Source organism: Gabonia massiliensis (assembly GCF_001403595.1).
GTDB lineage: Bacteria > Bacteroidota > Bacteroidia > Bacteroidales > Coprobacteraceae > Coprobacter > Coprobacter secundus.
Genome location: NZ_LN877939.1, coordinates 606,482 through 632,394, shown reverse-complemented (window position 1 = coordinate 632,394; position 25,913 = coordinate 606,482). Strand labels below are relative to the sequence as shown.

At 36.7% G+C, this 25,913-nt stretch carries 17 protein-coding genes; 6 read left to right on the top strand and 11 right to left on the bottom strand.

Annotated elements, in window-relative coordinates; translation table 11 throughout:
- The first annotated feature begins 21 nt into the window (after positions 1 to 21).
- From BN2628_RS07335 to BN2628_RS07315, 5 genes are all read left to right on the top strand, one after another.
- Positions 22 to 4,131, top strand: coding sequence for a hypothetical protein (locus BN2628_RS07335; protein ID WP_154668421.1), 4,110 nt, complete (start codon positions 22 to 24; stop codon positions 4,129 to 4,131).
- 54 nt (positions 4,132 to 4,185) lie between these two features.
- Entirely contained in the window at positions 4,186 to 5,343 is a 1,158-nt protein-coding gene (locus BN2628_RS07330; RefSeq protein WP_257606423.1) for a glycoside hydrolase family 88/105 protein, read from the top strand.
- A gap of 83 nt (positions 5,344 to 5,426) precedes the next feature.
- The gene (locus tag BN2628_RS07325) at positions 5,427 to 7,211 is read left to right on the top strand and encodes a T9SS type A sorting domain-containing protein (protein WP_154668420.1); all 1,785 of its coding nucleotides are present in this window, start codon (positions 5,427 to 5,429) and stop codon (positions 7,209 to 7,211) included.
- Between the two features lie 176 nt (positions 7,212 to 7,387).
- The gene (locus BN2628_RS07320; protein ID WP_074024051.1) at positions 7,388 to 9,565 is read left to right on the top strand and encodes a T9SS type A sorting domain-containing protein; all 2,178 of its coding nucleotides are present in this window, start codon (positions 7,388 to 7,390) and stop codon (positions 9,563 to 9,565) included.
- A 73-nt stretch (positions 9,566 to 9,638) separates the two neighbouring features.
- Positions 9,639 to 12,791, top strand: a complete 3,153-nt coding sequence (locus BN2628_RS07315; RefSeq protein ID WP_055096638.1) for a carbohydrate binding domain-containing protein — start codon at positions 9,639 to 9,641, stop codon at positions 12,789 to 12,791.
- 153 nt (positions 12,792 to 12,944) lie between these two features.
- Here the strand turns inward: BN2628_RS07315 and BN2628_RS07310 are convergent, their stop codons facing one another.
- The 7 genes from BN2628_RS07310 to BN2628_RS07280 form a co-directional block, all read right to left on the bottom strand.
- A complete protein-coding gene (locus BN2628_RS07310; protein ID WP_055096636.1) occupies positions 12,945 to 13,946 on the bottom strand; it encodes a malate dehydrogenase in 1,002 nt (333 codons plus the stop codon).
- A 137-nt stretch (positions 13,947 to 14,083) separates the two neighbouring features.
- Positions 14,084 to 14,452, bottom strand: coding sequence for a transcriptional regulator, SarA/Rot family (locus tag BN2628_RS07305; RefSeq protein ID WP_055097144.1), 369 nt, complete (start codon positions 14,450 to 14,452; stop codon positions 14,084 to 14,086).
- Between the two features lie 83 nt (positions 14,453 to 14,535).
- Complete coding sequence (trxA, locus tag BN2628_RS07300; RefSeq protein ID WP_055096634.1) at positions 14,536 to 15,030, bottom strand: thioredoxin; 495 nt, start codon at positions 15,028 to 15,030, stop codon at positions 14,536 to 14,538.
- 17 nt (positions 15,031 to 15,047) lie between these two features.
- Positions 15,048 to 15,230 carry a DUF6132 family protein gene (locus BN2628_RS07295; RefSeq protein WP_154668456.1) on the bottom strand — a complete coding sequence of 61 codons (183 nt, stop codon included), beginning with the start codon at positions 15,228 to 15,230 and terminating at the stop codon, positions 15,048 to 15,050.
- A 178-nt stretch (positions 15,231 to 15,408) separates the two neighbouring features.
- On the bottom strand, positions 15,409 to 16,107 hold the full coding sequence (locus BN2628_RS07290) for a B3/B4 domain-containing protein (RefSeq protein WP_055096630.1): 699 nt from the start codon (positions 16,105 to 16,107) through the stop codon (positions 15,409 to 15,411).
- Complete coding sequence (locus BN2628_RS07285; protein ID WP_055096628.1) at positions 16,107 to 16,610, bottom strand: flavin reductase family protein; 504 nt, start codon at positions 16,608 to 16,610, stop codon at positions 16,107 to 16,109. Before BN2628_RS07285 ends, BN2628_RS07290 begins: the two co-directional genes overlap by 1 nt.
- A gap of 379 nt (positions 16,611 to 16,989) precedes the next feature.
- Entirely contained in the window at positions 16,990 to 19,416 is a 2,427-nt protein-coding gene (locus BN2628_RS07280; protein WP_082430144.1) for a glycoside hydrolase family 95 protein, read from the bottom strand.
- 116 nt (positions 19,417 to 19,532) lie between these two features.
- Here BN2628_RS07280 and ung point away from each other — a divergent pair, with 116 nt between their 5' ends.
- Positions 19,533 to 20,183 (top strand): uracil-DNA glycosylase, encoded by a 651-nt coding sequence (gene ung, locus BN2628_RS07275; RefSeq protein ID WP_257606456.1) that lies wholly within the window; start codon positions 19,533 to 19,535, stop codon positions 20,181 to 20,183.
- Between the two features lie 156 nt (positions 20,184 to 20,339).
- On the opposite strand, the gene BN2628_RS07270 is transcribed toward ung, so the two are convergent.
- The 4 genes from BN2628_RS07270 to BN2628_RS07255 all read right to left on the bottom strand — a co-directional run bounded on the left by BN2628_RS07270 (position 20,340) and on the right by BN2628_RS07255 (position 25,890).
- Positions 20,340 to 21,134: a 7alpha-hydroxysteroid dehydrogenase gene (locus tag BN2628_RS07270; protein ID WP_055096626.1), complete on the bottom strand. Its 795-nt coding sequence runs from the start codon at positions 21,132 to 21,134 to the stop codon at positions 20,340 to 20,342.
- A 14-nt stretch (positions 21,135 to 21,148) separates the two neighbouring features.
- Complete coding sequence (locus BN2628_RS07265; protein ID WP_154668419.1) at positions 21,149 to 22,216, bottom strand: linear amide C-N hydrolase; 1,068 nt, start codon at positions 22,214 to 22,216, stop codon at positions 21,149 to 21,151.
- Between the two features lie 93 nt (positions 22,217 to 22,309).
- Entirely contained in the window at positions 22,310 to 24,445 is a 2,136-nt protein-coding gene (locus BN2628_RS07260) for a S8 family peptidase (protein ID WP_154668418.1), read from the bottom strand.
- 131 nt (positions 24,446 to 24,576) lie between these two features.
- Positions 24,577 to 25,890, bottom strand: coding sequence for a T9SS type A sorting domain-containing protein (locus tag BN2628_RS07255; protein WP_074024048.1), 1,314 nt, complete (start codon positions 25,888 to 25,890; stop codon positions 24,577 to 24,579).
- Between the last annotated feature and the right edge of the window lie 23 nt (positions 25,891 to 25,913).

Sequence of the window (25,913 nt, the reverse complement as noted above, 5' to 3'; positions counted from 1 at the left end):
AATTAAATGTTTGAAATATACATGAAAAATCACACAATGAAAGTTTTCTTTATTTCATTATTTTTGATATTTTGGGGTGTAGGGAAAAGCCTTGCAACAAATTATATTCTTTCTCCTGATTCGAAAGTTGTCTTTGAGTATAAAGATTTTATCCATATCGAAACTTATTATTGGCCAGAAACAATGCTTTCATACCGGATTTCTTTTGAGGATAATGTAAATATGGAAGATTTGGTTCTTGTCAATTGTGAAAATGGAGAGGAAGTAGAGTATCAATTGTCTGATATAAAAAAGGAAAATGACAATTTGATGTCTTGCAAAATTCATTTTATGGCAAAATTACCATCGAATGGGAACTATAGCTATGAATTATGTTGTCGTCCGTCGAAAAGAAAAGCTGTAGTCCCGATGAAGATTTTACAAAAAAAATCATATTATGAAGTTTTTGGTGATAAGATACAACTGAGGATTCCAATGACATCAGAGAGTATTTCTGAAAGTATTCCTGCTCCGATATTATCAATGAATGTGGGTAATGATTGGATGGGTTGTAATAGGATAAAATCGAAGTATAATCGTATATTGTCATATCATACTGAAATTGTAGAAAATGGACCATTGTATTCTCTTTTTAAAATATCTTATCGATTTTCAAATGGGGGGGAATATCAGGCAAATGTAAAATTGGTAAAGAATTATCCCTTTGCTGTGCTGGACGAGTCAATGACTAACCTTTCTAAATCGGATGAAATCGTGATGGAAATGGAATGGAATGGGTTTAACCCAGTGAAGCGCTTCGGTACTCATTGGGATAGAACATTGGAAAGCAATCGTGATATGTGGATGGGAATAGAGCAACCAATATATACAAGCTATTCAAAAGAAGATCCACGATGGACAGGGACAGGGTGGATTGAAAATCCAGCAGAGAAAATGATTTTCCGAATTTCTCCATTTGGAGGAAATTCGGTCAGAGAGCAGGTGCCTGTTATGTCATTTTGGGAAGAAGGGAATAGTGCTCGAGAATTAGGTATATTTGTTTATGATTTTAATCGTTGGAACGATCGTCAATATGGAATTTGGCAACCAACTCCAGACTTATCCGTCTATTTTCGTTTCCAAAATCATAAGCTATTTTTTACTTATCCTCTAATTTCTGGAACGAGATCTACTGCTGTGTCGCTGTTTCCAGTAAATGATGGAGAAAAAAGAGTGGCAGAGTTTAATGACAAATTATTGTCTTTGTTGGAACATAATGTTTATATGCAGAATGGGTCATTGCATCATAAAAATGATCCCAAAGATTTATATTATCGCTATTCTCAGANAAAGGATTGGCAACTGATGTATCCTGAAGATGCTCGTCGGCCGGAAAATCCTTTTAAAAGCCGATCGGCTTCTTCAGCGGAAAATTTTTATAAAAAAATGCTTACTTCGGCTATGTCTTATTATCCTGTGGGTCTGAATTGTTATCCTGGAGTACATTCTATCGAGCATCGTATTTTATATTCTGAATTTGTAGAAGATTATTTACGTTATTATAAAGTGTTGACAGAGTCTCAACGCCAAACAGTGGAGGCATTGTTCATTTTAGGTGGATATGTCAATATGTTGGAAGCAATGAATCCGATACGTCATTCTCTTGCGGGGACGGCAAATATGGCTGCAGACGGATGGTGTATACCGCTTCAGATATCGTTCCTCTTTCCTGATCATCCTATGGCAAAAGAATGGGCAGATTTTTATGAAAAGGAATTAGAATTGAATGGTTTGTTTTATACTCGTCCAGATGTAAAACAATATGAAAGTTTTGGTGGGCGTTGGGTAGAAAGTTTAGGAATATATAATTGGGCTTTTTTGCGTCCGGTTACCCATTCTAATATCGCGGGAGAAATGTATGACGGGAAAAACCGCTTTGCTTCTCGGTACATGGCTTCTCGTGGACGTTGGATGGTAGATATGTTGACGGCACCAGTTTATATTCATTGGAATAAAAAGCTTGTCCCCGATTTCTATCCAAAAGGATGGAATCCTGGGGATAGTCTGACTCGTCCTGAATTTGCTCGCTGTTATCCTCCTCATGGAGCTCACAGTAAAGGTTTTCTTGTACCTACTTATATGCCTTATTTTCAGTTGGCGGAGTGGATGGAAAACTATGATCACTTGTTGTCTGAACATCTTTTTTGGCTATCTTCTGCAGGAGATGAAGTGGAGAAGAAAAAGACCGATACCGACTGGAATGCTCCTTATCTGAATATGCATCCCATAAAACGAACGGGAACTAATCCACATCTTAAAAGTACAAAATATACGGGACATGGTATTGTTTTACGAGCTGGAGTCGATACTCCCGAAGAATTATCCATTCATCTCAATCAAGTAGATAAAGGTCCCAATTATCGCTGGGGTAATCAAGGAGAAGGAAATACCGGGGGGCTTTATTTCTACGCGCAAGGGCAAGTATTTACTGGTCATGAAAACGAAATTGCAGGAGACCATGTAGTGAACAATCTTGATGGACTGACAAATTTCGGAGTGATGAAGGATGGAGAGTTCAGAACCATAGGAATGAACGAGCTCAAAGCCCCGTTATATGATTTTGGGGTAGCCCAGTTTGCTGAATTATTGTCGGATGGGGAAAATGATAAATATGTGTGGCCTGAGTATCTCTCCCGTAGTGTTATGCTTGCAGGAACTGATTATTTTATTCTTTTTGATGAAGTCGGAACAAACTGGAGAGCATCGACTCGTTTCTCGTGGTTTAATGTCAATGGAAAAGAGTTTCCTAAAATTATATTTTTATCCTCTTATGGACGTAAAGGAGGTTGGATGGCTGCCAGAACTGAAAATTCAAGAGGTTTTTATCGAGATTCGTTCGAGTCATTATTGACTTTAGTTACACATAAGAAAAAAGAAGTGAACGTAGAAGGAGGGAAATATGCTATTGCTCCGATATTGAAAGATTCCGATATAGCAGAATTCATTCCTTCGGGAAGTAGTTCTTTACCGCAAGGTGTATTTCATATTTCGACTGGAAAAAGTTCTGATATTGTATTCCGGGATAGAAGTGAAATAAGCTATGTTTCAGAGACCGAAACATTTGAGGGAAAGGCTGGATTGATACGTCGTTTTGGTGCCGATAGTTTAATACTGGCAATGTTCAAAGGCTCTCATATTGCAGCCGACGGATTAGATGTACGGTTAGAATCGAAGGGGAGAGCAGCAATAGCTTTGACACGAAATTTTAGAAAAGAATTCAACGGGACCTTAAAAACTGAGGTGGATACTGAACTGGAACTTTCTGGACTTTTTCCCGGTGGAACACTATATATAGATGGTGTGCGATACGGTTCGACAGTTTCGGGTAGCGATATGAGGATACATTTATCTAAAGGGGAATACACATTGGAATATACGGAGGAGGTTGCAACTCCAATGTCCAGTCGGATTATCCGTACAGAATATGAGAAAAATAGGGTGAAGTTATTTGTTGAGTCTCCTACATGTCGGTCGGTTCGTATAGAGCTCTCTTATGATGGAGGAAAGACATGGAAGATAAAAGGAAAGACTTCTAAGGGAATTTATTTTTTACCGAATGAGAAAGAAGGGAAAATACATGTGCGTGCAGTATCCTGTAACGGGAATAAATGTGCACGTTATGCTCCAGAGTATCCTATATATTTTACCGCTGAAGCACCACATTATCCTGAAGGATTGTGGCTAAAGTTGAATGAGAGACAGGTGGAACTGAATTGGGGAACTGTTTTAGGTGTACAAGAGTATCGTCTTTACCGTAGGAAGCAGGGAGATGAAAATTTTGAAATGATTTATCGAGGGAAAGAGAATACGTATACAGATACGAATGTTCCCGGAATACAAAAAGCGTATGCGTTGCCGGGTAGCCTTGACAACAAAGAGCAGAATCGTATGGGGCTTGTCGTATATGAGTATGCAGTAACAGCAGTTAATGGGCGAGGAGAAAGCCGAATGAGTCCGGTAGAAAATACGGATCCTGCTTCTTGGCGAAATTGGTATCCAGATACCGAATTGAAATTTAAGCGGCAGTCAGCTTTTTGGATGCCACCTTATACATCAGCTGAAAAATCTCCGGAAAGATATTATCCGGATTGACTTGAAAAAAGAATAAATCAAATATAAAAATGTAATGTATAATCCAATCGAGTTATGAAAAAAGAGAATCAAAAGTGGATGAAGTGGCCTTTGGGGATAATACTATGTATATTCGCCTTTTCCTCTTGTGCAGAAAATAAGTATGATTTAGAGCATTTTCCAAAGGATGCGGATCCGATAATTGTCGGAACGCGTTTAGTAAATCGTTTTTTGGAGCAACCGCATTCCCAATATGGGAATCCTTTGCGTATTAACGAGCCGAGAGTTAATATTACCTATCCGGATGTATGTGCTTGGGTGGGGGGCCTCTGGTTTGCAAAATCGGTAGATAATAAAGAGTTGACAAATAGATTGGAGGAACGTTTTCTTCCATTGTTGGCAGAGGAGTCTCGCTTACAACCTGTTCCGAATCATGTAGATAATAATGTTTTCGGAACTTTACCTTTGGAATTATATATGCAAACGGGTAAGGAAGAATATAAAAACTTGGGAATGATGTATGCCGATACTCAGTGGCAGCTTCCAGAAGAAGGATATACACCAGAACAAAAAAAATGGTCTGAGCATGGATATTCATGGCAGACACGTATATGGATAGATGATATGTTTATGATTACAGCTGTCCAAGGGGCTGCTTATAGAGTGACAAAGGATACTACTTATGCAACAAGGGCTGCCAGAGAAATGGTCTTTTATTTAGATTCGATACAACAGGGTAATGGCTTGTTTTATCATTCCCCGGAAGCTCCTTTCTGTTGGGGTCGGGGCAATGGTTGGATGGCGGTAGGTATGGCCGAATTGCTCCGTATATTACCTGAAGATAATACTTATCGACCGGAGATAATGAGAAGATATTTGAAGATGATGAACAAGCTGAAGGAATGTCAACAAGAAAACGGTATGTGGCTTCAATTAGTAGATGATCCGTCTATGTGGGAAGAGACGTCGGGTTCGGCAATGTTTACGTACGCTATGATTGTAGGTGTAAAAAAAGGATGGTTAGGAAAAGAGTATGCAGAGGCTGCTCGAAAAGCATGGCTTTCTTTAGTGAAATATATTGATGAGAATGGAGATATGACTAATGTATGTGAGGGAACGAATGTCGGGTTTACACAAAAATATTATCGAGATAGAGTACCTCTAACGGGTGATATTCACGGTATTGCACCTATGATATGGTGTGCTTACGCATTAACTTGCAATGATCTTTAAATGATATTTTGAGTTGATATAATTACTGATTTGTTTAAAAATCTTGATTTAAAAGAAAGTCTATTACCAATAAAAAAATGATTATGAGAACGAAATTGATTACTTTGGTTTTGGCGGGTATGACGTTTATTGCAACAGATTCGTTTGCCCGTAAAGTGTATGTGAAATTAGGTACTGATACTCAAGCGTGGAGTAATGTTGTAGAAGATAACGATAATGTTGTGATTACCCTTCCTTCCGGAAGTTCTGATTTTGTTTTGAATGTCATTGACCAGTTGCAAGAGGGTGATGAGGTATGGGTAGCAAAAGGTGTATATGAAAATTCGGCGACTATGATACTGAATGCTGATAATAATAGGACGGATGTTACTTTGTATGGAGGATTTATAGGGACAGAGACTTCAATAGAACAAAGAGTTAAAAGTGATGTGGACGGAAACGGAATAGTTGAACCCTGGGAGTTTACTAATGTGACTAATTTTAAGGGGAAAGGATCGGCAGATGATGCTTCTTCTACTTTTGTTATGTTGAGCATGCAGAGTGGCACTACTGTGGATGGAGTGACTATTTCTGATAATTATTATACCGGACAAACTGCTTCAGGCGGTTCTATTGGGGGGAGTGGAACCGTACGTAATACCATTTTTCGTAATTTAGTCACGGAGAATAAGACCGATGGTAAGAATATTACAGGGGGTGGTATTTATATTTCGGGAGGACATGTTGACGGTTGCTTGATAGAATCGTGTGCTGCTATCCAGACTGCCAATAACGGTGGTCAGAATCAGGGAGGAGGAGTATTGATATATGGTGTCTCTGATAACAATTGCGGGATAAGGACTCCATCAGGTTATTTGAAAAATTCTATTATTCGTAATTGCAAATCTGAAGGGGGCAGTAAGCCGATGGGAGCCGCAATATTTTATAAAAATGGGGCTATCGTTGAAAATTGTGTAATTGCCAATAATGCCTCGACAAGAGGAGCAAATGGCACGAAAGATGGTCAAGGCGTTATTCAAGGGCATACTAAAGGTGATGCTACGTATGAAGTGAACCGTTTTATTAATTGTACTATTGTGAATAATGTAGCCGATATTTATACTATATTTTTTGAAGCAGCTTGTACAGAGGTTTACAACTGTATTTGTTGGGGAAATACTACGGGAGGAAAAGATTACCCCACACAAGATTCTGATTATAATAATAATATTCGTTGGGCAGCAGAGAGTAATGTAAAGTCTGGGACTTATCCTTATGTTGAAAGTTTTGCTTATAATAGTGCAGGTATTTATAATATTGCAAGTGTCCAGAATACCTATTCTCCGATATTGTTATCTTTCCCTCTTGTTGAAGGAACCTCTGAAACTGAAGGGGAAAATCCGGAATTTGTGAATCCGACTATATATCCGGGATTGGCAATAACTGATGAAGATATGGATAATATCCGTAAAGCTAACTGGTCATTAAAGGAGGGTTCTCCGTTGATAAATGCCGGAGTAAATACACCGAATAATATGGGAGAATTTGTTGCAAATGCGACTTTACCTGCATCTTTACCCGAGATGGATTTATTAGGGAAGGTTCGTGTCGGTAATTTCGATTTGGGAGCATACGAATTTGGGGCTGTTTCGGGTATACGGAAGTCGACAATCGATACAACTTGTCGAATATTTTCGAATGAAGGTGCTCTTCAGATTTTGGGTTTAAATGATGTTGCAATTGTTCAAATATATGCTTTAGATGGAGCATTGGTATATAATGCGACCATAGATACTGAAAATGTTGTCCTTCCGATGTCTTTGAAAGGTTGTTATGTTGTGAAGGTACAAGATGTCAATGGGGTATATGGGCAGAAGGTGATTTTTTGAGATTGATAAAAGTTAGGTAAAGATGAAAAATCCGGAAGATTATTTTTCTTTCCGGACTTTTCGTCTAAAAGGCAACAGAGTTTTGTCTCTCTTACCGGAAAGATAATATTGTCCGATAGAGAGTGAAATGATAAGGTATAGGACTGTTATTGAACCATAAATATAAAAGGAATAAAATGTTGAGAAGATTAGAGTATATTACGGTATATTTAGTGGCAGTATTTTTTGTTCAAATGGAGAGTGTGAAGGCACAATTTACAATCACTGGTACTACATTTCGTGAACGATGTGATGCATTGATTGAGTGTATGGTAAATGATATACAGCCATATGGCAAGAACAGCACTTCGATAAAATATACCACACCTTTCTATTGGGCACGTATATATCAAGGAGTTGATGTCGAAAACTCTATTGCGGAGTTGGAGCGTATTTATGATTATTGGTTGACCGACCCATCTACGGTTTATCTCTCAGGGTCTGATGTCGATTTTAGTGACCATATGACTGTGCATGGTTATCTCTTGACCAAAGATAAATTACCTGATAGTTTGAAAGATAAAGTAAAACGTTTTTTACAGCTTTCTGATTTCAACACTTACGGTACTGGGACTAGTACATTGAATATGGATATGATGCATTATACTGCAGGTTTGCTTGCTGCTCAAGAATGGTCAGATTTTACAGATGTGGCCGGTCGTACAGCAGAAAACATAATTAATTATAATCGACCTCGTATTTTGAATGTGTTGGACAATATTTTTCATAATAATTGTAGTGAAATGGATGCTTTCGTCTATCTACCGACAGATTTTATGTATATTCGTATGCTGGCAGAATATTGTACAGACTCAGAGGTTAATCGAAAAGCAAAGGTGGTCTATCAACAGATGATTGCAGCCATGATAGGTGCTTGGAATCAAGGATTATATGTTGCTAATCCTCCACGTAGTAAGGGATGGGAACAGTTGGTAGGAGGTCCTTTGGGCATGAACTCTCGAATAACAATGTTGGCATGGCTTTTCTTCGGGAATCCTTCTAATTCAATAAAAATGGCAGACCAATGTATGTCGGATACGAATAATTCGGCTTCATTTTGCTTTTGGGTAGCGTATAAAGGTCGGGTAGTACCGCTACCTGCAATATTAAATGCAGAGAAACGTAAGACATATCCCTATGAGTATACCAGTTTTATTGATAATATTACAGTCAGTAAAACAAATACCATGACCAAAAACTGGAAGCAGTATAAGTATACTTGGCAAAGTCAAAATTATGGTTTAGCTACGCAGACAGAGATACCTTATAATTTGACAAAGGCTCCCAGTACATATGCATATAAGGAGATAAAACGTACATATTTGGTTTGGCGAGACGAGACTACTGATAAGTGCTTTTTTACAGTCTGTCAGGATAATCCTGAGCGACCGACTGATGCTGTGAATGCAAATGCCGTAGGATATGGAGAGAATCCTTATCATAGAGTTTTGCAGTATAAGGGAACAGCTATTGGAATTACAAATGTTCCGACAACGTATCTTAAAGATAATCGTTATCGGATGTATGTTCCTTTTACGAATGAGGGCATTAAAGCACGTCATGATAAAGAATGGATATTTTGCCATACAGGAAGTATGATGTTTGCTTTTCGTACTGTAGAACCTTTTACGATGGGAGGTAGATTGCCTTTTTCGGTGCCTGGTTGTACTGTACTTATGTTTAATCCTACTACTACCCATAAGGGCGCATGGATATTGGAAACGACTGAAATTACTGAAGATTTGAAAGGTGCAGATATGGATGAGGAGTTAGATAAATTTGAGGCTAAACTTTTAGCAAACAGTAAAATAGAAACATTGGATTATTCGACAGATTATCCTCGACTTCAATATACCTCAATGTCTGGAGATGTACTTGACTTAACTTATTTTCCTCCGACTTCAGCTTATTCGGGTCAATATAAGATAAATGGCATTACCCAAAGTTTAAATACTAGTTTGTTTTCTTCTCCTTATGCTGTGCAAGAAGATAAGAGTGAGGATGTATATATTTATGATACAGAAGAGACACCTACCAAATTATCGTGGGGTGATGATATACTGGGTATGGAGAAAGTACATCCGGAGGTAAATATACGATATCGAGTGTCGGGTGGTTATTTGTATGTATCAGGGATAGAATCTACAACCCCGGCTCAAATATCGATATTCGAGAAAACTGGAACATTGATTTGTAATAAACAAGTATTCAGTGAAGCGGATAGTTCGGTAAATGTAGCGGATTTTGCTTCGGGTATATATTTATTACGAGTACAATCATCTAATTATTGTTGGGTGACTAAGTTTATCAAGTAAGTGTTTTTTGATGGCTTTGTAATAGGTTGTATACTAATTTATTTGTGAGTATTGTTATGTGAAAAGATAGAAAATGAGAAGATTTTTAAGGTATTTAGCGGTTGCCGGTTTATTCTTTATAGGGATAGAATATTCATTGTCAGCAGAGGTGAGGATAACTCGTCCTGATTATTTATCGGACGGCCGGATGTATTATGACCTTTTGACTGCAAATTATAGTGAAGCGAAAATTCAGTCGATGATTGCAAATAAAAGTGTACGCTGGATATGTAATTATATGGCTGCTGAAGGTATTATGTACAAGGCTACGTTAGATCAGAAATATCTGGATCGATGTTTGTACGTATTTACAGAAACGATGACACAATGGCGTAGTAATAAAACTTTGATGAGCGGGACAGATGACTTTTTTGCGACAAAGCATATAGCTTATACATACCGACTTTTGCAGGAACTCGGGAAGGTAGAAAAAGGAGCTTATGATGATGTCGTGTTAAGCTATGCCAATTCGCATTTCCAATCGACTTTTATTGTTGACCATAATCAGGCACAAGAGAGAGCTTTGGGATTTGTTTTGATGCAGAAAGTATTACCCAATGCACCTGATGTAGATAAATGGAAAACTTATACTGATGCTGTGTGGAATTTTTGGTACGATAATTTAGACGTGGATGAGGATGCGACTAATTATTCAGCAATTCATTTGAACGATATTATGATGATTGCAGAAGAAACCGGAAAAACTGATTTGCTGAGACGTGATGAAGTAAAAAAGTGGTTTACTCGATATAGAGATCAGCAAGCTCCCAGTGGTTTTATGCCGGAATATGGAGATGATTACTTTTTTGCTTATTTTAATTGGGTTATTTGTTTTGAACGTATGGCGCGAATATTTAATGACCCTTCTTTTTTAAATGCAGCATGGAAGTTGTATAGAGCGGGTTTTTATAATTTAGCAGCGTCTTATAAAAATGCTAATTTCGATATGAAATTGGCTTCTGAATGGAGTGTGTTGGGAGAGATTAGCTTGTTACCGTCAATGGAAGCGGAACCTTTGCAGACAGATGCAGGGGCATTGGTAACAAGTAGAACTAATAAATATGGTGTTCAAGATATTCCTGATCAGTTATTATTGGCAAGTGCCCGAACACCGGGTGTTCCTTTTGTTATGAGTGATTTATATTCAAGAGGAAGTCATTCTCATCCACATTTACGAGGAACGATAAATTATTATGAGACTGATAATTATCCGTTGTTCCATGGGGTACAACGACATGCTACTGATGCACGATGTGGTAATACGGTAGCATTGGTAAAACAGGAGGATGAAGGGTTTCCTTTTGCTTCGGGGGGAAGTCGACGTCAGACTGATAAATGGTTTACTGATTGTGTCGATTTTTCTTCTTCTACAGAAATTTCATCAACTGATGCTACCATGCGAGGTTTTGCGTATCTGACTTTCCGGTTAGTCGGACAAGTTGGTGAGGAGATCTATATCGATAATGTTCGTTTGATTGGTAAAAAAGGGGAGCTTTTGTTACATGATTGTAACTCTTTGACCAATTGGTCTACTTCTTATACATCTTTGTCAAGTGATGCAGTGTCTGGAAATTCTGTAAAAATAACATTGGCAAATACCAATACTAATTTTATTACACTGAAAGTTTCGAAAAGTTTTAGTCTGAATGATTATCAGTATGTAGCATTTGATTGGAAGCATAAATCTCCTGTGGAAGCTGCAACAACAGATTTGAATTTTATTTTTAGAGTACAAAATAGTCTTGTTTTACCCGGAGATGAATATGTCGACGCTACAGTAGGTACACTTTTTAATTATAATGTTCTTACCGATGCTTATACAGAAATGCAAGGTAATGATTGTTATGGGGTAATAGAATTGGATAATCATTTTTTGCCGGGAACGCAGTTAAAGAGGAGAATATTGTTGACAGAAGAAGGGGTTCTTATATTGCAGGATTATTTATTACCTGGAGATGGAGCCGAAGGTTATACTGCAGGAAGTTTATGGCAAATGTATAATTTGAAGAGTCGAGGAGAAAATTGGTTTAATGCTGGTGAGGAGCGGAGCTGGGTTGATTGGACAGGTAAAGAGATGAAAAAAGAATTATTGGTCTATTTTGAAAAGAATAGTGTACGTACTTATGGTAGTCAGTTAGAAGAATATTCTGTAGCTCCTACTGTGGTATATGCTAAGCAGGCTATATCTTCATCCCAACCATTGACTTTTACTACGATTCTTGTTCCTCATGAGGTAGGGACAAATCCAGAATTCTATGCTAATAGTATCTCTTCGACAACAGTTGGTCGACAGAGTAATATTTCGTTGAATACAGGCGGTAAAATTTTGACTATTGCTTTAAATGAAGATGGTTCATGGAGTGTTGCTCGTGAAATTGTAGCAGCTGATCCTGATGAGAAAAGTATTATTACCAATGGGCATATTGATTATGTGACAGGAAACCTGCCTAATGACTGGGTTGTGGCAGGAGATAATGCTAAGGGGTGTGTATATGATACTGAAGTGGGATATATAAATGCCGGTTCGTTGAGGTTGACTGGGAATGGTTCTGATTGGAATGGATGGATGCATACTGATAATATTATTGTAGAAGAGGGAGAGACATATAAGTTTGGTGTTTATGTAAAAACAGAGAATGTATCAAGTACTTCAGATGTATATGTTTCGTTTGGTATAAAACGGGAGACTGGGAGGATTATTGTCAGTGAAACTTCGATGGAGACAGCTTCTGTGTTATCAGATAATCTGAAAGGGACTCACGATTGGAAATTGATAGAGGGTATTTATACCATCCCTTCGACTGGATATCGTGTATTTAGTTTCACACCACGATTATCTTCGACGTCAGTTGATGAGAAAGTCTGGTTTGACGATTTTTATATTACTAAGGTCGAGTCCACAGCATTACCTAATGAGTGGATTGATGTCGAAGGTATAAATATTTATCCCAATCCGGTGTCGTCAGGGGAAATATTGGGCCTATCGTTTTTTACTTGTCCTGGTAAAAATATTGTCACACTTTATGATATGGTTGGAGGGAAAAAGGTGGATTTGTATAATTGCATTTGTGGGAATACTGAAAGAAAAAATTTGACAATACGATTTCCTGAATACGATTCTGGAATATATTTAGTTCATTTTCAAAATGCGGGAATAAATAAGACGTTTAAATTATTGGTTAAGTGACTGAAGTATATTGATAGGTCAATTATTGATAATGGTAAGTAATATAAAAGTTTAGATATGAAGGTTTTTTGAGAGATAGATTCTTATTTGGTATATTGTGATAAAAGAAACTCTCTGACAAATGAAAATTTCTGTCAGAGAGTTTCTTTTATTTTATTGAATGTTGGTATTTAAAGTATGCCAGTCTTTAATTGCTGGTATAATACCCATAGCAATGACTTCGTCGCGTAATTTACATAGATGTTTATAACTTTCTTCCAGTTCTTTTTCTTCAATCGGTGTACCTTTTATTTCTTTATAAGATATACCATCTTTGGTAATAGATGTTTCCATTGCCATCATGATATGATCGAATTTTCCGGAAGATACATATACTCCGGCAGGCCAGCGGAAGGATGCTCCACCCATAGCAGCAGCTATCATCTCGATAGAGAGATATGCCGGACTCTGGAATGAAGAACGTCCACGAAGGTCGATTATATGTTTACCTCCTTGAATTACATTGTGTTTGATGTCATTCCATGATTCAATCGGCATAGCGTTAGAACCAATTATTTCGTTTAATGGTTTTCCTTTTACAGAAGTTGTAGATGCAAATACCGCCATTTGTTCACCGTGTCCACCATATGTACGGCTATTTTTTATTTCAGATGCTGGGATTTTGAAATATTTAGCCAACTCATTTTGTAACCGGGTACTATCCAGTGCAGCCAATGTAGATACTTGATTGGGCTTTAATCCAGAATAAAGTAAGGTGATAAGACCGGTAATATCAGCTGGGTTGAATACGACAACAACGTGTTGTACATTAGGGCAATAACTACGAATATCTTTTCCAAATTGGGCCGCAATTTCAGCGTTTCCTTTCAAAAGATCTTCACGTGTCATTCCGGCTTTTCGAGCTGCTCCCCCTGAAGAAACAATATACTCAGCTCCAGTAAGCGCTTCTTTTATATCTGATGTAAATGTTATATTTACATTTTCAAATCCGCATTGTAGTAATTCTTCGGCAACTCCTTCAAGAGCTGGGGCAAATGGGTCATACAAACAAACATTGGGTGTTAACTTCATCATTAATGCGGTTTGAGCCATGTTAGAACCAATCATTCCGGCAGCTCCAACGATGGTCAGCTTTTTGTCAGTCAAGAACTTCATATCTTAATTATATTTGGTGAATAAATTTTATCTTTTTATACTAACAAAGTTATAATATCTTTGGATTGTTTGTATATCAAAAAAAGTTTTTGCTGATAATAAAAAATTATACTGTTATTACAACAATATCTGCTTTGTTAAGGTTTTGGATTACTTGCATTTTCGACTAAGCATTTTAGAAGGCTGGGCATGTTTTCTTTTTCGCATTTTATGTTATCTATTGTATTTTTTCCTGTGGATGTTAAAAGGTAGTAAATTTGTCGCCGATCTTTTTCGCCTAATGTTCGTTTTACTAATTTTTTTGATTCAACCGATTTTAAAACTTTGGAAGTATTTGATTGAGATAGGTTTAGTTTTTTTGCAATTTCACCAGCTGGTAAACTCCCATTTTTTAGAGAACATAGCAGCATGCCCTCATTCAAACTAATTCCATATTTTTGATGAAAAAAAATTTCAAATTCGGATATTGCTTGATATATTTCTCGTATGTAGCATAATGTATCCATAACCAATTTAATTAAATGATTATAGTCTGTACTTCGTTTCATTATAAAAGAAGTACAGACTATGTTATGAGTTTATGAATTTACTATTTTTTGTTTTCTGGTGATTTCAATAATATAGTTTCGATTGCTTCTTTAAATGCACTTTTAGGCATGGCGCCTTTTGCCATTTGTGGAGCTCCTTCCATAGGTATAAACAAGAGGGTAGGTATACTCATAATTCCAAAAGCAGAGGAAAGTTCTGGTTCTTTTTCTGTATCTACTTTGTAAATATATATTTGTCCTTCGTATTCTTGAGCCAGCTCTTCAAGTATTGGAGCTATGCTTTTACAAGGGCCACACCATGAGGCATAAAAGTCTACAATTGCGGGTTTGTCACCGAGGTATTTCCATTCTTTGGGGCTGGTTTCAAAATTGGCTACTTTTTCTAAGAATTCAGTTTTAGTCAATGCTATAGTTCCCATGTTTGTTTCTTTTTTGAGTTGATTATTATTTTCTGTTTTATTTTCTGTTTTGTTCGAGCAAGCCGTAAAAATTGTGGCTGCCATAAAGAGTAGTCCTAATAACTGTTTTCGTTTCATATTGAATTCTATTTAGTTTAGTTATTATCTTCAGAATAGTATTTTTTATTGTGATAAATATTTGTTGGGGATAGGAGATAACCTATGGTTGCCCCCCATATAATACTTATGTAAGGAGATGAGGTAATAGGACAGCTTCCTGTTGTACAACCTATAAAATACCAATATGAAAAACCACTAATAGCTCCGAGCAATATCATTATAATGCGGAATTTGTTAGTGAATATCCATTTTTTTAAGTTGTTTGCTTTCATCTTTTATTTTATTAGAAATATTTTCCATTAGAAATATATTGCAAATATATAAATATTTTATAACATAAAAAATTTCCAATGGAAAATATTTCTATATTTAACAAAATACAATATAAAAAGAGGTTTATTTTACTTTTGAAGTGTATATAGATGATGGCCAAGGAATGATTTTGTATGTTATGTTGGTTGCATCGGCGTAGTCAGTCAGTAATCTAATTGTGTATTGTATTGTTTCCGGCAATAAATTTGCACATGAGTATGCATTGATAATGATAAGAATATTTTGAGTGTCTATGGAAAGTTGAGTTCGTATTTCATCACTGGTCGGAGTTCCTATCGGACCTTTTTTGTCTCGATATACCGGTAATCCGTCAATATTCAATAATCCTCTGCCTATGGCGTTAAAGATTTCTTCTTTGTGTCCTATTCCTAAAGTAAGATTACCATCTATCTTATCAGCATCAAAACCTCCGATGGAAAATCCGCTTTTTATAGAAACCAAATTGATAAGATCAACTAATGTAGATATCTGATATAGTTCTGTTTCTTTTACGATACGTCTACAGAGGGCTTCTGCTGAAGGGCGATATCGATTTGGATCTTTGCCAAATGTTTTATAAGCTTGCCGGGTAGCTTGTATGGTCAGTCGTTTGTTGATTTCTGATAAAGTATAGAGCTTTTTTATTTGTTCGGTTTCTTGTGTTATTTCTTTCCATAGTAAATTAGAGTATTTCGTATTATGTACATGGGCTTCTATGATTCCTGCCTGATAATCTGGGCAGGAATTTTGTATTTTATCTGATATAGAAATGATGTGTTCCATTAATCTTTGCTCCAAATGTTTACTATCTCAGCTATATATATTTGATGTAAGCTTCCATTTGTGTACCATTTGTCGAAAATTGTATTATCGAAGAAATTTTCCTTTTTAATAAAATCAGTGTATAATTTTTTACACTCAAATGTCAGACGCGACTGTTCAAAAGTTACATTACCTAAATTGGTAAATATAGGAAGGAGCCCTGTTGCTTTGATTTTGTCTGTATCTTTTCCTGATTTGCTACCGCATATCTTGTGTATATCTTTGTTTTCTTCTCCTAAAAAAGATAGAGTAAAATAATCATTTGTTTCAATAAATTTATGGGTATAACGTTCGGGGCGGATAAAGATATGTACTATTGGCTTGTTCCATAAGAAACCTATACTACCCCAATTTGCAGTCATTGTGTTGAATTTAGATGGATTTCCTGCAGTTACCAGCATCCATTCTTTGCTGATAGTTTCAAAAAAATTATCATTTAAATGGCTTATTTCGAGTTTTTTCATATTGTTTCTATTTTGAATTACACAAAATTATACAAAAATCTGATATTCATATAAAAATGTGTATTGAAATATTTGATTGAGGAAAGTCTATATTTTATTAGTTATGTTGTATGAAGGGCTTGTAAGAAGAAGTAATTTTATATGTAGAATTAAAGAGATAAATGAGTCAAGAAAAATTTAAATAGCAAGGGGAGCAAAGCTCAAAAACAAAAAAGGTTGTCTCACGACAACCAATCTTGTAAACCTTAAATCTAATACTATGAAAAAACATATTACAAATATATTATCTTACTTTATATTGTGCAACTTTTAGTGCAAAATAAATTGTTGTATTAACATTATTTCTGTAAAATGTGGTTTTTTGTTAACTTTTTAAATGTTAAAGAGATAATTTTATCTCTTCTCCTTCTTTTAGGGATATAGATATAGGAGTATTCGTTGAGAGTAGCAAAACTTTGCCTTTTTGTGATATTCTGATTTTGGTACTGTTCTCAGAAATGAATGCTGCTGGTAGTTGAATTGAAAAATTTCCGGCACGAGAAGCTACCAATTTTATATTGAGCCGGGGAGTTTTGATGAGTTCCCAATCGACGTCAACGGTAATACCTCCTTGGGCTCTCAATCCTTTGAAATAGCCTTTATTCCAATAACAGGCCGGGAGTATGTCTATATATCCGTCATGACTTTGTAAGAGCATTTCAGCAATGCCGGCAGTACCTCCGAAATTTCCGTCTATTTGGAATGGGGGGTGAGCACAAAATAAGTTGGGATAAGTGCCACCTCCTTTATAATCGATTGTTTTTCCTTTTATAGGATATAAGAGATTTTTAAGTAGAGTGTGAGCTTTATCCGCATCTTTTATTCGTGCCCAGAAATTTATTTTCCAGGCTTTGGACCATCCTGTACCACCGTCTCCTCGTCGATTGAGTGTTTTGCGACATGCGTTTATTAGTTCTGGTGTTTTGGTTGGGGTTATTTGGTTTGCTGGATATAGTCCGTAGAGGTGGGATATATGACGATGATGAATATCTGTTTCTTCATAATCTTCGAGCCACTCTAACAAATAACCCCCTTGGGGACTTATTTGCATGGGTGGTAATTTTTGGAGAGCTGTATTTATCTGTTGACAAAACTGCGGATCGATGCCCAAGATTTGTGCAGCACTTACTGTATTTTCGAATAGTTCTCTGATGATTTGAGTATCCATAGTGGGACCCATACATACAAATACCGATTGGCCGTTTTGTTTAAATGAATTTTCAGGTGATGATGATGGAGCTGTTACTAACCATTGATGTTTCGGTTCGGTAATCATGTTAGATAGAAAGAATTGTGATGCACCTTTGAGAACAGGATAGATATCGGTTACGTATGATGTATCGGGGTTGAATAGGTAATGTTGCCATAAATGAGAGCAGAGCCATGCCCCTCCGGTATTTGTTGCTCCCCATGATGCGTGTTCTGCAGGTGCAGTAAAAAGCCAAGGGTTACTTACCACGTGTGCTACCCATCCATCTGCTCCGTAAAATCCTCTGGCTGTAATTTCTCCTGAGGGAACGAGTTTTTTTGTGTAGTCAATAAGCGTATTATGCAATTCTGATAGATTAGTAACCTCTGTTGGCCAATAACACATTTGGAGGTTGATGTTCAGATGATAATCTCCATTCCATGGTGTTTGTATTGTATTGGCCCAAAGCCCTTGGAGATTTAGAGGTAGGGAACCTTCGCGTGTACCACATATCATTAAATAACGTCCAAAATGAAAATAGAGGGCATAAAGGGAAGGATCTTCTATTTTTTGATTATTTATTAGACGAAGGTTTGTCGGGATATCGGTTATTTGGGGAGTACCCAGTTGTAATTGTACTCGATTAAATTTTTTTTGATATTTTGCTTTGTGAGCTGATAGTAATTTTTTATAGTTAGTGGTTATAGACTTTTGCAGTAACTGGTCTATTTGTTCTTTATAGTTTGAATTTTCGAAGTTAGTTCCAGAAGAGATAATAATATAAGCGTCTTTAGCCCGGGTGATTGATAATGCTTTATGTTCGGGAGTTACGTTGCCATCAGTAATTACTTGTACTTTGGTTAGGTATTTTATACCATCTTCTCCATATCCGTTATTCATTGCACCTTCCATGTAGAGATTTTTTTCTTGGATATAAGTCTTATAATGTTCAGGTCTGGCTAAGTTTAGAGAAAAAGCTAACTGATTTTTTTTACTTGAAGATAACTTGATTACTATGACGTCGTGTGAGTGTGAAACAAAGTATTCGCGGGTGTATTTGATTCCATGCTTAGTAAAATGTGTGTAGGCTAAAGCATCGTTCAATATAAGCCCTCTTTTATAATTAGATATTAGAGTATCTTGGTCTTTATAATTATAATTTATGTTGAGGTAACCTAATGTTTGAAAACTCCCATAAGGAGCATTTGCTCCTTCTCCTCTGTTTGTCCCTTTTCCTGCGCATTTAAAATGTGCATACATTAAATCCTGTGCTTCTTTATTTTTGCCTGCCAATAATAGTTGTCGTATTTGTGGCAAATACTCTATTGCTTTGGCATTTATTGTATTTTCTTTACTTCCTGACCACAAGGATATATCGTTTAAGATAATTTTTTCGTGATATATATCGCCGTCAGGCATGGCGCCTAATCGTCCGTTTCCTAATGGAAGAGTTTCTTCCCATATTGTTGCAGGACTTTTATACCATAATTCAAGATTTTCTTGAGTATATCCTGGATGTACAGATAATAATAGGAACAGGAAAAATAAAAAGCTGGTTGTTGTGTTTTTTTTGTACATGATATTGTAATTAAATTTCTAAGTAACAGGTAAAATTATGTTATTTATTTGAAATAATAAATATGAATTATCTATTTTTGTTATAAACGCATTTTTAAAGAGTGTCATGGATGTGAATAGAAGACAGTTGGAAACAACGGCTACAGCCTGAATTCAATAAGCCTTATTTTGAAAAACTGGTTGCTTTTGTAAAACAGGAGTATGCGAGATATACGGTATATCCTCCCGGCCATTTGCTTTTTTACGCATTCGATACGTGCCCTTTTGATAAGGTAAAGGTGGTTATAATAGGACAAGACCCGTATCATGAACCAGGGCAATATTATGGGTTGTGTTTCTCTGTGTTGGATGGGGTGCCTTTTCCTCCGTCTTTAGTAAATATTTTTAAAGAAATACAAAATGATTTAGGGAAACCTGTCCCTCGTTCTGGCAGGCTGGAACGTTGGTCGAATCAGGGGGTATTGCTCATCAATTCAATACTGACAGTAAGGGCTCATCAGGCTGGTTCCCATCAGGGAAAAGGATGGGAAGAGTTTACAGATGCTGTGATAAAACGAATAAATGACGAAAAAGAGAATGTCGTTTTTATGTTGTGGGGTGCATATGCCCAAAAGAAGGGGGCTTTTATAGATCGTACCCGGCATTGTGTTCTTACAGCACCACATCCTTCACCATTGTCTGCAGACAGAGGATTTTTCGGTTGTAAGCACTTTAGCAAAGCCAATGAATATTTTAGGAGTAAGGGGTTACCAGAGATAGACTGGTAAACTTTGTATATATTCCTGTAAGGAATATTATGCATGGCAGATGTACCTTGGTTAAATATATAATCTTAATTCGATAATTTTTTTTGAAAAGGGTATAAATACTGTGATAAAGTTATATAGATTCAATATCCAAGAAAATTTGAGATTGAAATGATATTAGTACATAGTCTCATTCATGTCTGCTACAGTCGGGTTATGGATAGTCAATCCGCCATCAGCAATGATGGTTTGTCCGGTGATGTATCGAGCATCATCTGAGGCGAGAAATGCCGCTGTTGCTGCGATGTCTTCAGGCTTGCCCAAATAGGGAAGAGCGTTATGACGAAGAAATATTTGCCGATTTTTTTCTGGCAGATTATTTAATGCTGCAGGGGTCAGAATGAGTCCGGGGGCAATAGCATTACAGCGAATATTCTTTTTTCCCATTTGAGTGGCAGTATATTGTGTAAGACTGATAATTCCGGCTTTTGAAATTCCATAGTAAGTTCCCTGATAATCTCCGGTAATACCGCTTATTGAAGCAATATTGATGATATTTCCTCCATTTTGTCTTTCTAAAAAAGGTATAACCAGTTGGGTCAAATATGTAGCACAGCGGATATTAATGTGAAAAATTTCATCAAAATAATTTATGTCGAGGTGTTCGATATCCTTATCGAGAGTTAAATTACTTCCTCCTATATTATTTATTAAAATATCTATTTGTCCATAGTGTTCAAAAACTGAGTTGATAAGTTGGCGGCAACTTTCTAAATTATCGGCAGAAAAATAAATTGGAAATGTGTTTGCTCCTTTGGATGCTAAATTTTTTGCTAAAACATCAGCTTTGTCTTTTGCATAATCTGCAATTACGACACTTGCTCCTTCTGATGAGAATCTTTGGGTTATTGCTTTACCTATCCCAGATGCTGCACCGGTAATAATGGCAATTTTTTTATTTAATCGTTTCATTATTGTTTAAATTGTTATCGAATTTGGATAATATCAACAGGTTGTTGCATTTTGGGGTCTAAAGGATGAGATTGGTACGATATTTTTTCAAAATCAATATTATTTAGATTGATACAACGTATATTGCCATTATATGCAGTTTTATAATATAACTTCTTTTGGGTCAAGTCTATGGCAGAAGTCCATTGCGTTGCACTGGGAATATTGGGAGCTTTTCCTAAAGCATGTTCTACTCCGATAGGGATATCAAAATTATTTAAAATATGGAAACACTGAAAAATAGTTTCTTCAGATGTTTCCAGTTGCGGTGCAGTGGCTTTGTAGAAAGCAATTCGGATAAAACGAGATGGGGGAGTGACGTCTCCCGGAATACCTAAAAAGCCTGAACCGGCGCCAAAAGGAAATATTGTAATATCACCTATTTTCTGGGTGGGAGCATTACCGGGGAAGAGATTGACGTAATTGTTCAAGTTTGTTATATGCCAAGGAAAGTCCGGTGCATTAGTCAATACTCCTATTTTGTTTTCATAAAAATGAGGTATACCGTTTATAAATTCGAGAACAACTTGACGCCCTGAAGCCTCACCGATACGCCAGTGTACGGTGGAGCCCTGTTTGTCTAAAGAAGTGATTCGTACTTGTTTTGTAGCCTCTATAACTTCGTCTATTGTAGAGAATTGAGATAATATCCAGGATACAAATTGCAAGTCGGATAAAGTTTGATTATTTTGTCGGGGATCATATTCAGGGTATTTTCCGTAATGAGGGAAATAGAATAGGCCTGCAGACAATCCGACTTCGTTTAACCCCTCAGCAATAAATTCTTTTTGAATGATGGCCAATCCTACAACTCCGTATTTTGATTGAAATTTGAGCCCGTTTATACCCGTAGGGGTATAGGATATTTGCTCTAAGTTACGGGGGATAATCACATATTCGCTAGGGAGATAGCTGTCTCCCCATTCTATAGTACGGGCTTGTACGTAACCTCCATCTTTTGCAAATAATGAAATGCCAGTACATGCAAAACCCGAAAGAATTCCAGCAAGAATAAGCGTGATAAAAATAAAGAATGTTCTCATACTAATGTGTGTTAAGTTGAAACTATAGTATGAGAACAAGTAAGAACCCTTTATGTTTATACAAATGTTTTGTTTCTTGATTTTTAAGCCATATTATGGAATAATTTTGAATATGGTGTTCGATTTGTCTGTAATAATTTTCAACAAATAAATATTTCCGGGTTGTAGGTTTGTATAAAATGAATTATTTGGAAAAGATATTTGTTGATATAATACACCGGTAAGCGTATATATGCATACTTTTTGTATTCTGTCTTCACAGAATAGCTGTATTCTGTTATCGTTTCTATTATATGAATATTGTATAGTCGGTTTTAGAGACGTTTGTACAGATGTTTCTTGTTGTAGATATTTTAGCCCGGCTATAGCGTCCAGTTTGCCCATGCCGAATCTTCCGTTGTCTGCTTCTCCGGTATATGTATCATGATAAGCTGTATTTTTTATTATTTTTTTTACATCTTCAGCTGTCAGTTTTGGATTTATTTCCAACCATAGGGCTAATGTGCCGGTTACTACTGGAGTTGCCATAGAAGTTCCATTGGCTATACCCCAACTGTATTTGCGGTTGCTGGATTCATCTGTTATCTGAAAAACTTTATATTCTGGTTTTACTGAAAAACTTCCTGCATATGAACTGAATGAGGAAATGACTGTTGCTCCCGGAGCCACAACATCAGGTTTGATTCTATTATCATAGGTAGGACCTTTACCCGATAAGGTATACAATTCTTGTTGTTTCCATTCAGCGATATGTTTGTTTCCGTCTAAATCTTGATAACATTGTCTGGAAACATAGGCTCCTACAGCGATAGGTTCATATCCGGTGGCTGTACAGGCAATAGTATAGTCTGTTGTTCCTTCTGTATACTCCTCTTCGCCTTTAGATGTGAAATATCCATAATCACTGTTGATCATATATTTCCCGGATTCAGAACTGAATGTTATTTCCCAGATTTCATTTTCTGGTTGGGTGTAAGACATCGTTATACGAAAATTGGGGTTTCCGTTGACATTATTTGTAGAAGAGGAGATATTGATAAGTGCATCATTGTTTTCTCCAGTACCGAATTTTTCGAAACTTTTAGACCACGCTTCTCCACTGGTAAACGTTTGAGAAAATAATGTAGAATGGGTTGTCGTATTTTTTAGGGTTATGGTGAGTTGGTAGATATGTCCTTTTTCTCCTTGTATGAATAGATTGTCCCTGCCATAGCTGGGGGGGATCCAATAGCTTTTAGTCATTTGCTTATCCCCGAATATCCCGGCTAATGTTGATTTTCTGTCACCTTCATTGCCGGCAGCAATGGAAAGAAGTTTGCCTTTTTGGCCTTTTAGTAGTTGGTCTATGAGGACTGAAAAATTATCAGTACCATCTTTGTATCCTAAAACTGTTCCGATACTCAGGTTTATCGATATTGGTTTTTTAGCATTTTCAGCGTATTTTAGGAGGAAGTCTATTCCATCCATAATACCCTGTTCGGTTTTGTTTGTTGATACGAGAACTATGTCAGCTTCAGGAGCTACGCCTCTATAAGGGCCATCATAACTTCCGGCTGCTATACCGGTTACATGAGTGCCATGTGTATCGCCGGATAATTCCATATCTCTTTTGGCATTCGCAATATCTTCGGGTGTGTTATATACTATCCCATATCCATAGGGAGAATTGGTGGCTGAGAAGAAATTGTTTTGGTCCCAAACAGCCTGAATGCGGCATTTCCCATTATTATCTCGGAAATTAGGGTGTCCAAAATCCAGTCCGGCATCAATGATTCCTATTAACACGTTTTTTCCTCGGTAAGGAGTGTTTAACCCATTCGTACCATTGTAAGCTTCATCAATATGTGTGAAGATACGTACGGAATCCATCATGAAGTGTATCTCTTGACCGGTATCTATTTCTAAAATATGGTGATCTTGGGCGATGGCTTCTAAATTTTTTATTGGGATTAGGGCCGTATAAAGATTATTGTCCCCGACGTTTATTTTTATATCATACGATTCACATAACTTTTGGATGTTTGCGTCCGGGTGAAATCGCACATAAGCTTGTATATATTTTATTTTTGAAGAGCTTCGTGCATAGGGTGTAGTCTGGTATTGTTGTATTTTTAGTAGAGTGTTTGCTGTGTATTTGGGAGAATATTCTTTACAGATAACCTGTTTTTGAGCGGTTAATAAAAAACTGTATAAAAGGAATATAAGGAACAGTATTGCTGGCTTTTTCATAGACCTTCGTAAGATAAAATATGACTTAATTATTTTAGGACGAAAAAGGAATCGAATTATATAAAAACTATTCCTTTCGTCCTAAAATAATTGGTTTGAATTATCGCTTTTGACAAAAATATAAGTATTCTTTATTTAATAATCACTTTATGGTTATATTTTTGTCCGTTAGATAGTATGGTAACGATATATAATCCTTTGTTGTCGAGAGTTATTGTTTTGTTGTCTATATTCTCGTTGACAATTATTTTTCCACTGATATCGGAGATGATAGCTTGACATGATGCTTCTGATTGTATATACAAGTTATGCCCTATAGCATATACGTTGATATTAGCTTCTTGTATGCTTTCCGTGCTTACAGGAGTAGGATCAACTTGCCAGGATAAAACAGGGAATCCTTGGTTCATGTTTTTACTATCGGTTACCCATATATTTTGTCCATTATTAAGGTCTGTGATGAAACTTTCGGTTTTCATATCAGCTTCTTCCTTGGCAGTGACACCTGTATTTTCATCAGTAGCAGCGTTAGGAATATTCAAATAATAGCAATTTTCAATGGTTACACCTGCATCGGTTGCTCCAATAACGGCTTGATTGAAAATTCCATCACTCGGGACATTTCCCGTAGTGTAGCAATTTCTTGCTGTACCAGAAGTTAAATATCCGCATATTCCTCCGGCAAAGAATCCGCCAACTGTTATCATACCGGTGTTGTAACAGTTTTCTATTATTCCAGATTTATCAACATAACCGACAATACCACCAACATTGTTGTGTCCATTAATATTTGTACTATTAGAGCATCCCGAAATTATTCCACCACCATTGTTGGTTCCGACAATACCTCCGGCACCGTAAGGACCATCGTTTATAATGGTTAGAATAGCATTGTTTGAGCAGTTGATAACTTTTCCTCCATTCATGGCTCCAACAATAGCTCCGGTAGCATCAGCTCCTTCAATGATGGAGTTTTCTCCAATATTTAAATTTTTGATTTCAGCATTTTTGGATATGCAGGCAAATAAACCGGTTCCACCAATTGTATTTTCCGGATTTGGATCTACATAATATACGTGTATGTTATCGATTGTTTTATAGTTGCCATCAAAAACTCCTAAGAAATATTTTGAATCATCGATCATTCCACCTCCTTGGTTTTCGCTGTCGATATATTCGTCAAAAAATCCGATTGGGGTAAATTTCTGTTCGTCATTTATACCCATATCCAAGTCGGTAGTTAATTTGAAATATTTACCTTCATAAGTTTCTCCATTTCTGACTGTTTCAGACAGATAGGCCAGATGCTGGCCATTTTCTATTAGATATGGATTGCTGGACGAACCGTCACCTTGTGTCCATGCTGCTGCTGTTCCATCCCAAGTTTGGGCATTTGCAGCTGTCCCCATTATTGCGCTTAGCAATAGCAAGTAAAACTTTTTCATACGATGTTTTGTTTAGTTGAACA

Excerpts from the sequence above, each read along its gene's own strand:
- BN2628_RS07330 (WP_257606423.1), top strand. The coding sequence starts at position 4,186 with ATGAAAAAAGAGAATCAAAAGTGGATGAAGTGGCCTTTGGGGATAATA.
- BN2628_RS07325 (WP_154668420.1), top strand. The coding sequence starts at position 5,427 with ATGAGAACGAAATTGATTACTTTGGTTTTGGCGGGTATGACGTTTATT.
- BN2628_RS07320 (WP_074024051.1), top strand. The coding sequence starts at position 7,388 with ATGTTGAGAAGATTAGAGTATATTACGGTATATTTAGTGGCAGTATTT.
- BN2628_RS07315 (WP_055096638.1), top strand. The coding sequence starts at position 9,639 with ATGAGAAGATTTTTAAGGTATTTAGCGGTTGCCGGTTTATTCTTTATA.
- BN2628_RS07310 (WP_055096636.1), bottom strand. The coding sequence starts at position 13,946 with ATGAAGTTCTTGACTGACAAAAAGCTGACCATCGTTGGAGCTGCCGGA.
- BN2628_RS07305 (WP_055097144.1), bottom strand. The coding sequence starts at position 14,452 with ATGGATACATTATGCTACATACGAGAAATATATCAAGCAATATCCGAA.
- trxA (WP_055096634.1), bottom strand. The coding sequence starts at position 15,030 with ATGAAACGAAAACAGTTATTAGGACTACTCTTTATGGCAGCCACAATT.
- BN2628_RS07295 (WP_154668456.1), bottom strand. The coding sequence starts at position 15,230 with ATGATATTGCTCGGAGCTATTAGTGGTTTTTCATATTGGTATTTTATA.
- BN2628_RS07290 (WP_055096630.1), bottom strand. The coding sequence starts at position 16,107 with ATGGAACACATCATTTCTATATCAGATAAAATACAAAATTCCTGCCCA.
- BN2628_RS07285 (WP_055096628.1), bottom strand. The coding sequence starts at position 16,610 with ATGAAAAAACTCGAAATAAGCCATTTAAATGATAATTTTTTTGAAACT.
- BN2628_RS07280 (WP_082430144.1), bottom strand. The coding sequence starts at position 19,416 with ATGTACAAAAAAAACACAACAACCAGCTTTTTATTTTTCCTGTTCCTA.
- BN2628_RS07270 (WP_055096626.1), bottom strand. The coding sequence starts at position 21,134 with ATGAAACGATTAAATAAAAAAATTGCCATTATTACCGGTGCAGCATCT.
- BN2628_RS07265 (WP_154668419.1), bottom strand. The coding sequence starts at position 22,216 with ATGAGAACATTCTTTATTTTTATCACGCTTATTCTTGCTGGAATTCTT.
- BN2628_RS07260 (WP_154668418.1), bottom strand. The coding sequence starts at position 24,445 with ATGAAAAAGCCAGCAATACTGTTCCTTATATTCCTTTTATACAGTTTT.
- BN2628_RS07255 (WP_074024048.1), bottom strand. The coding sequence starts at position 25,890 with ATGAAAAAGTTTTACTTGCTATTGCTAAGCGCAATAATGGGGACAGCT.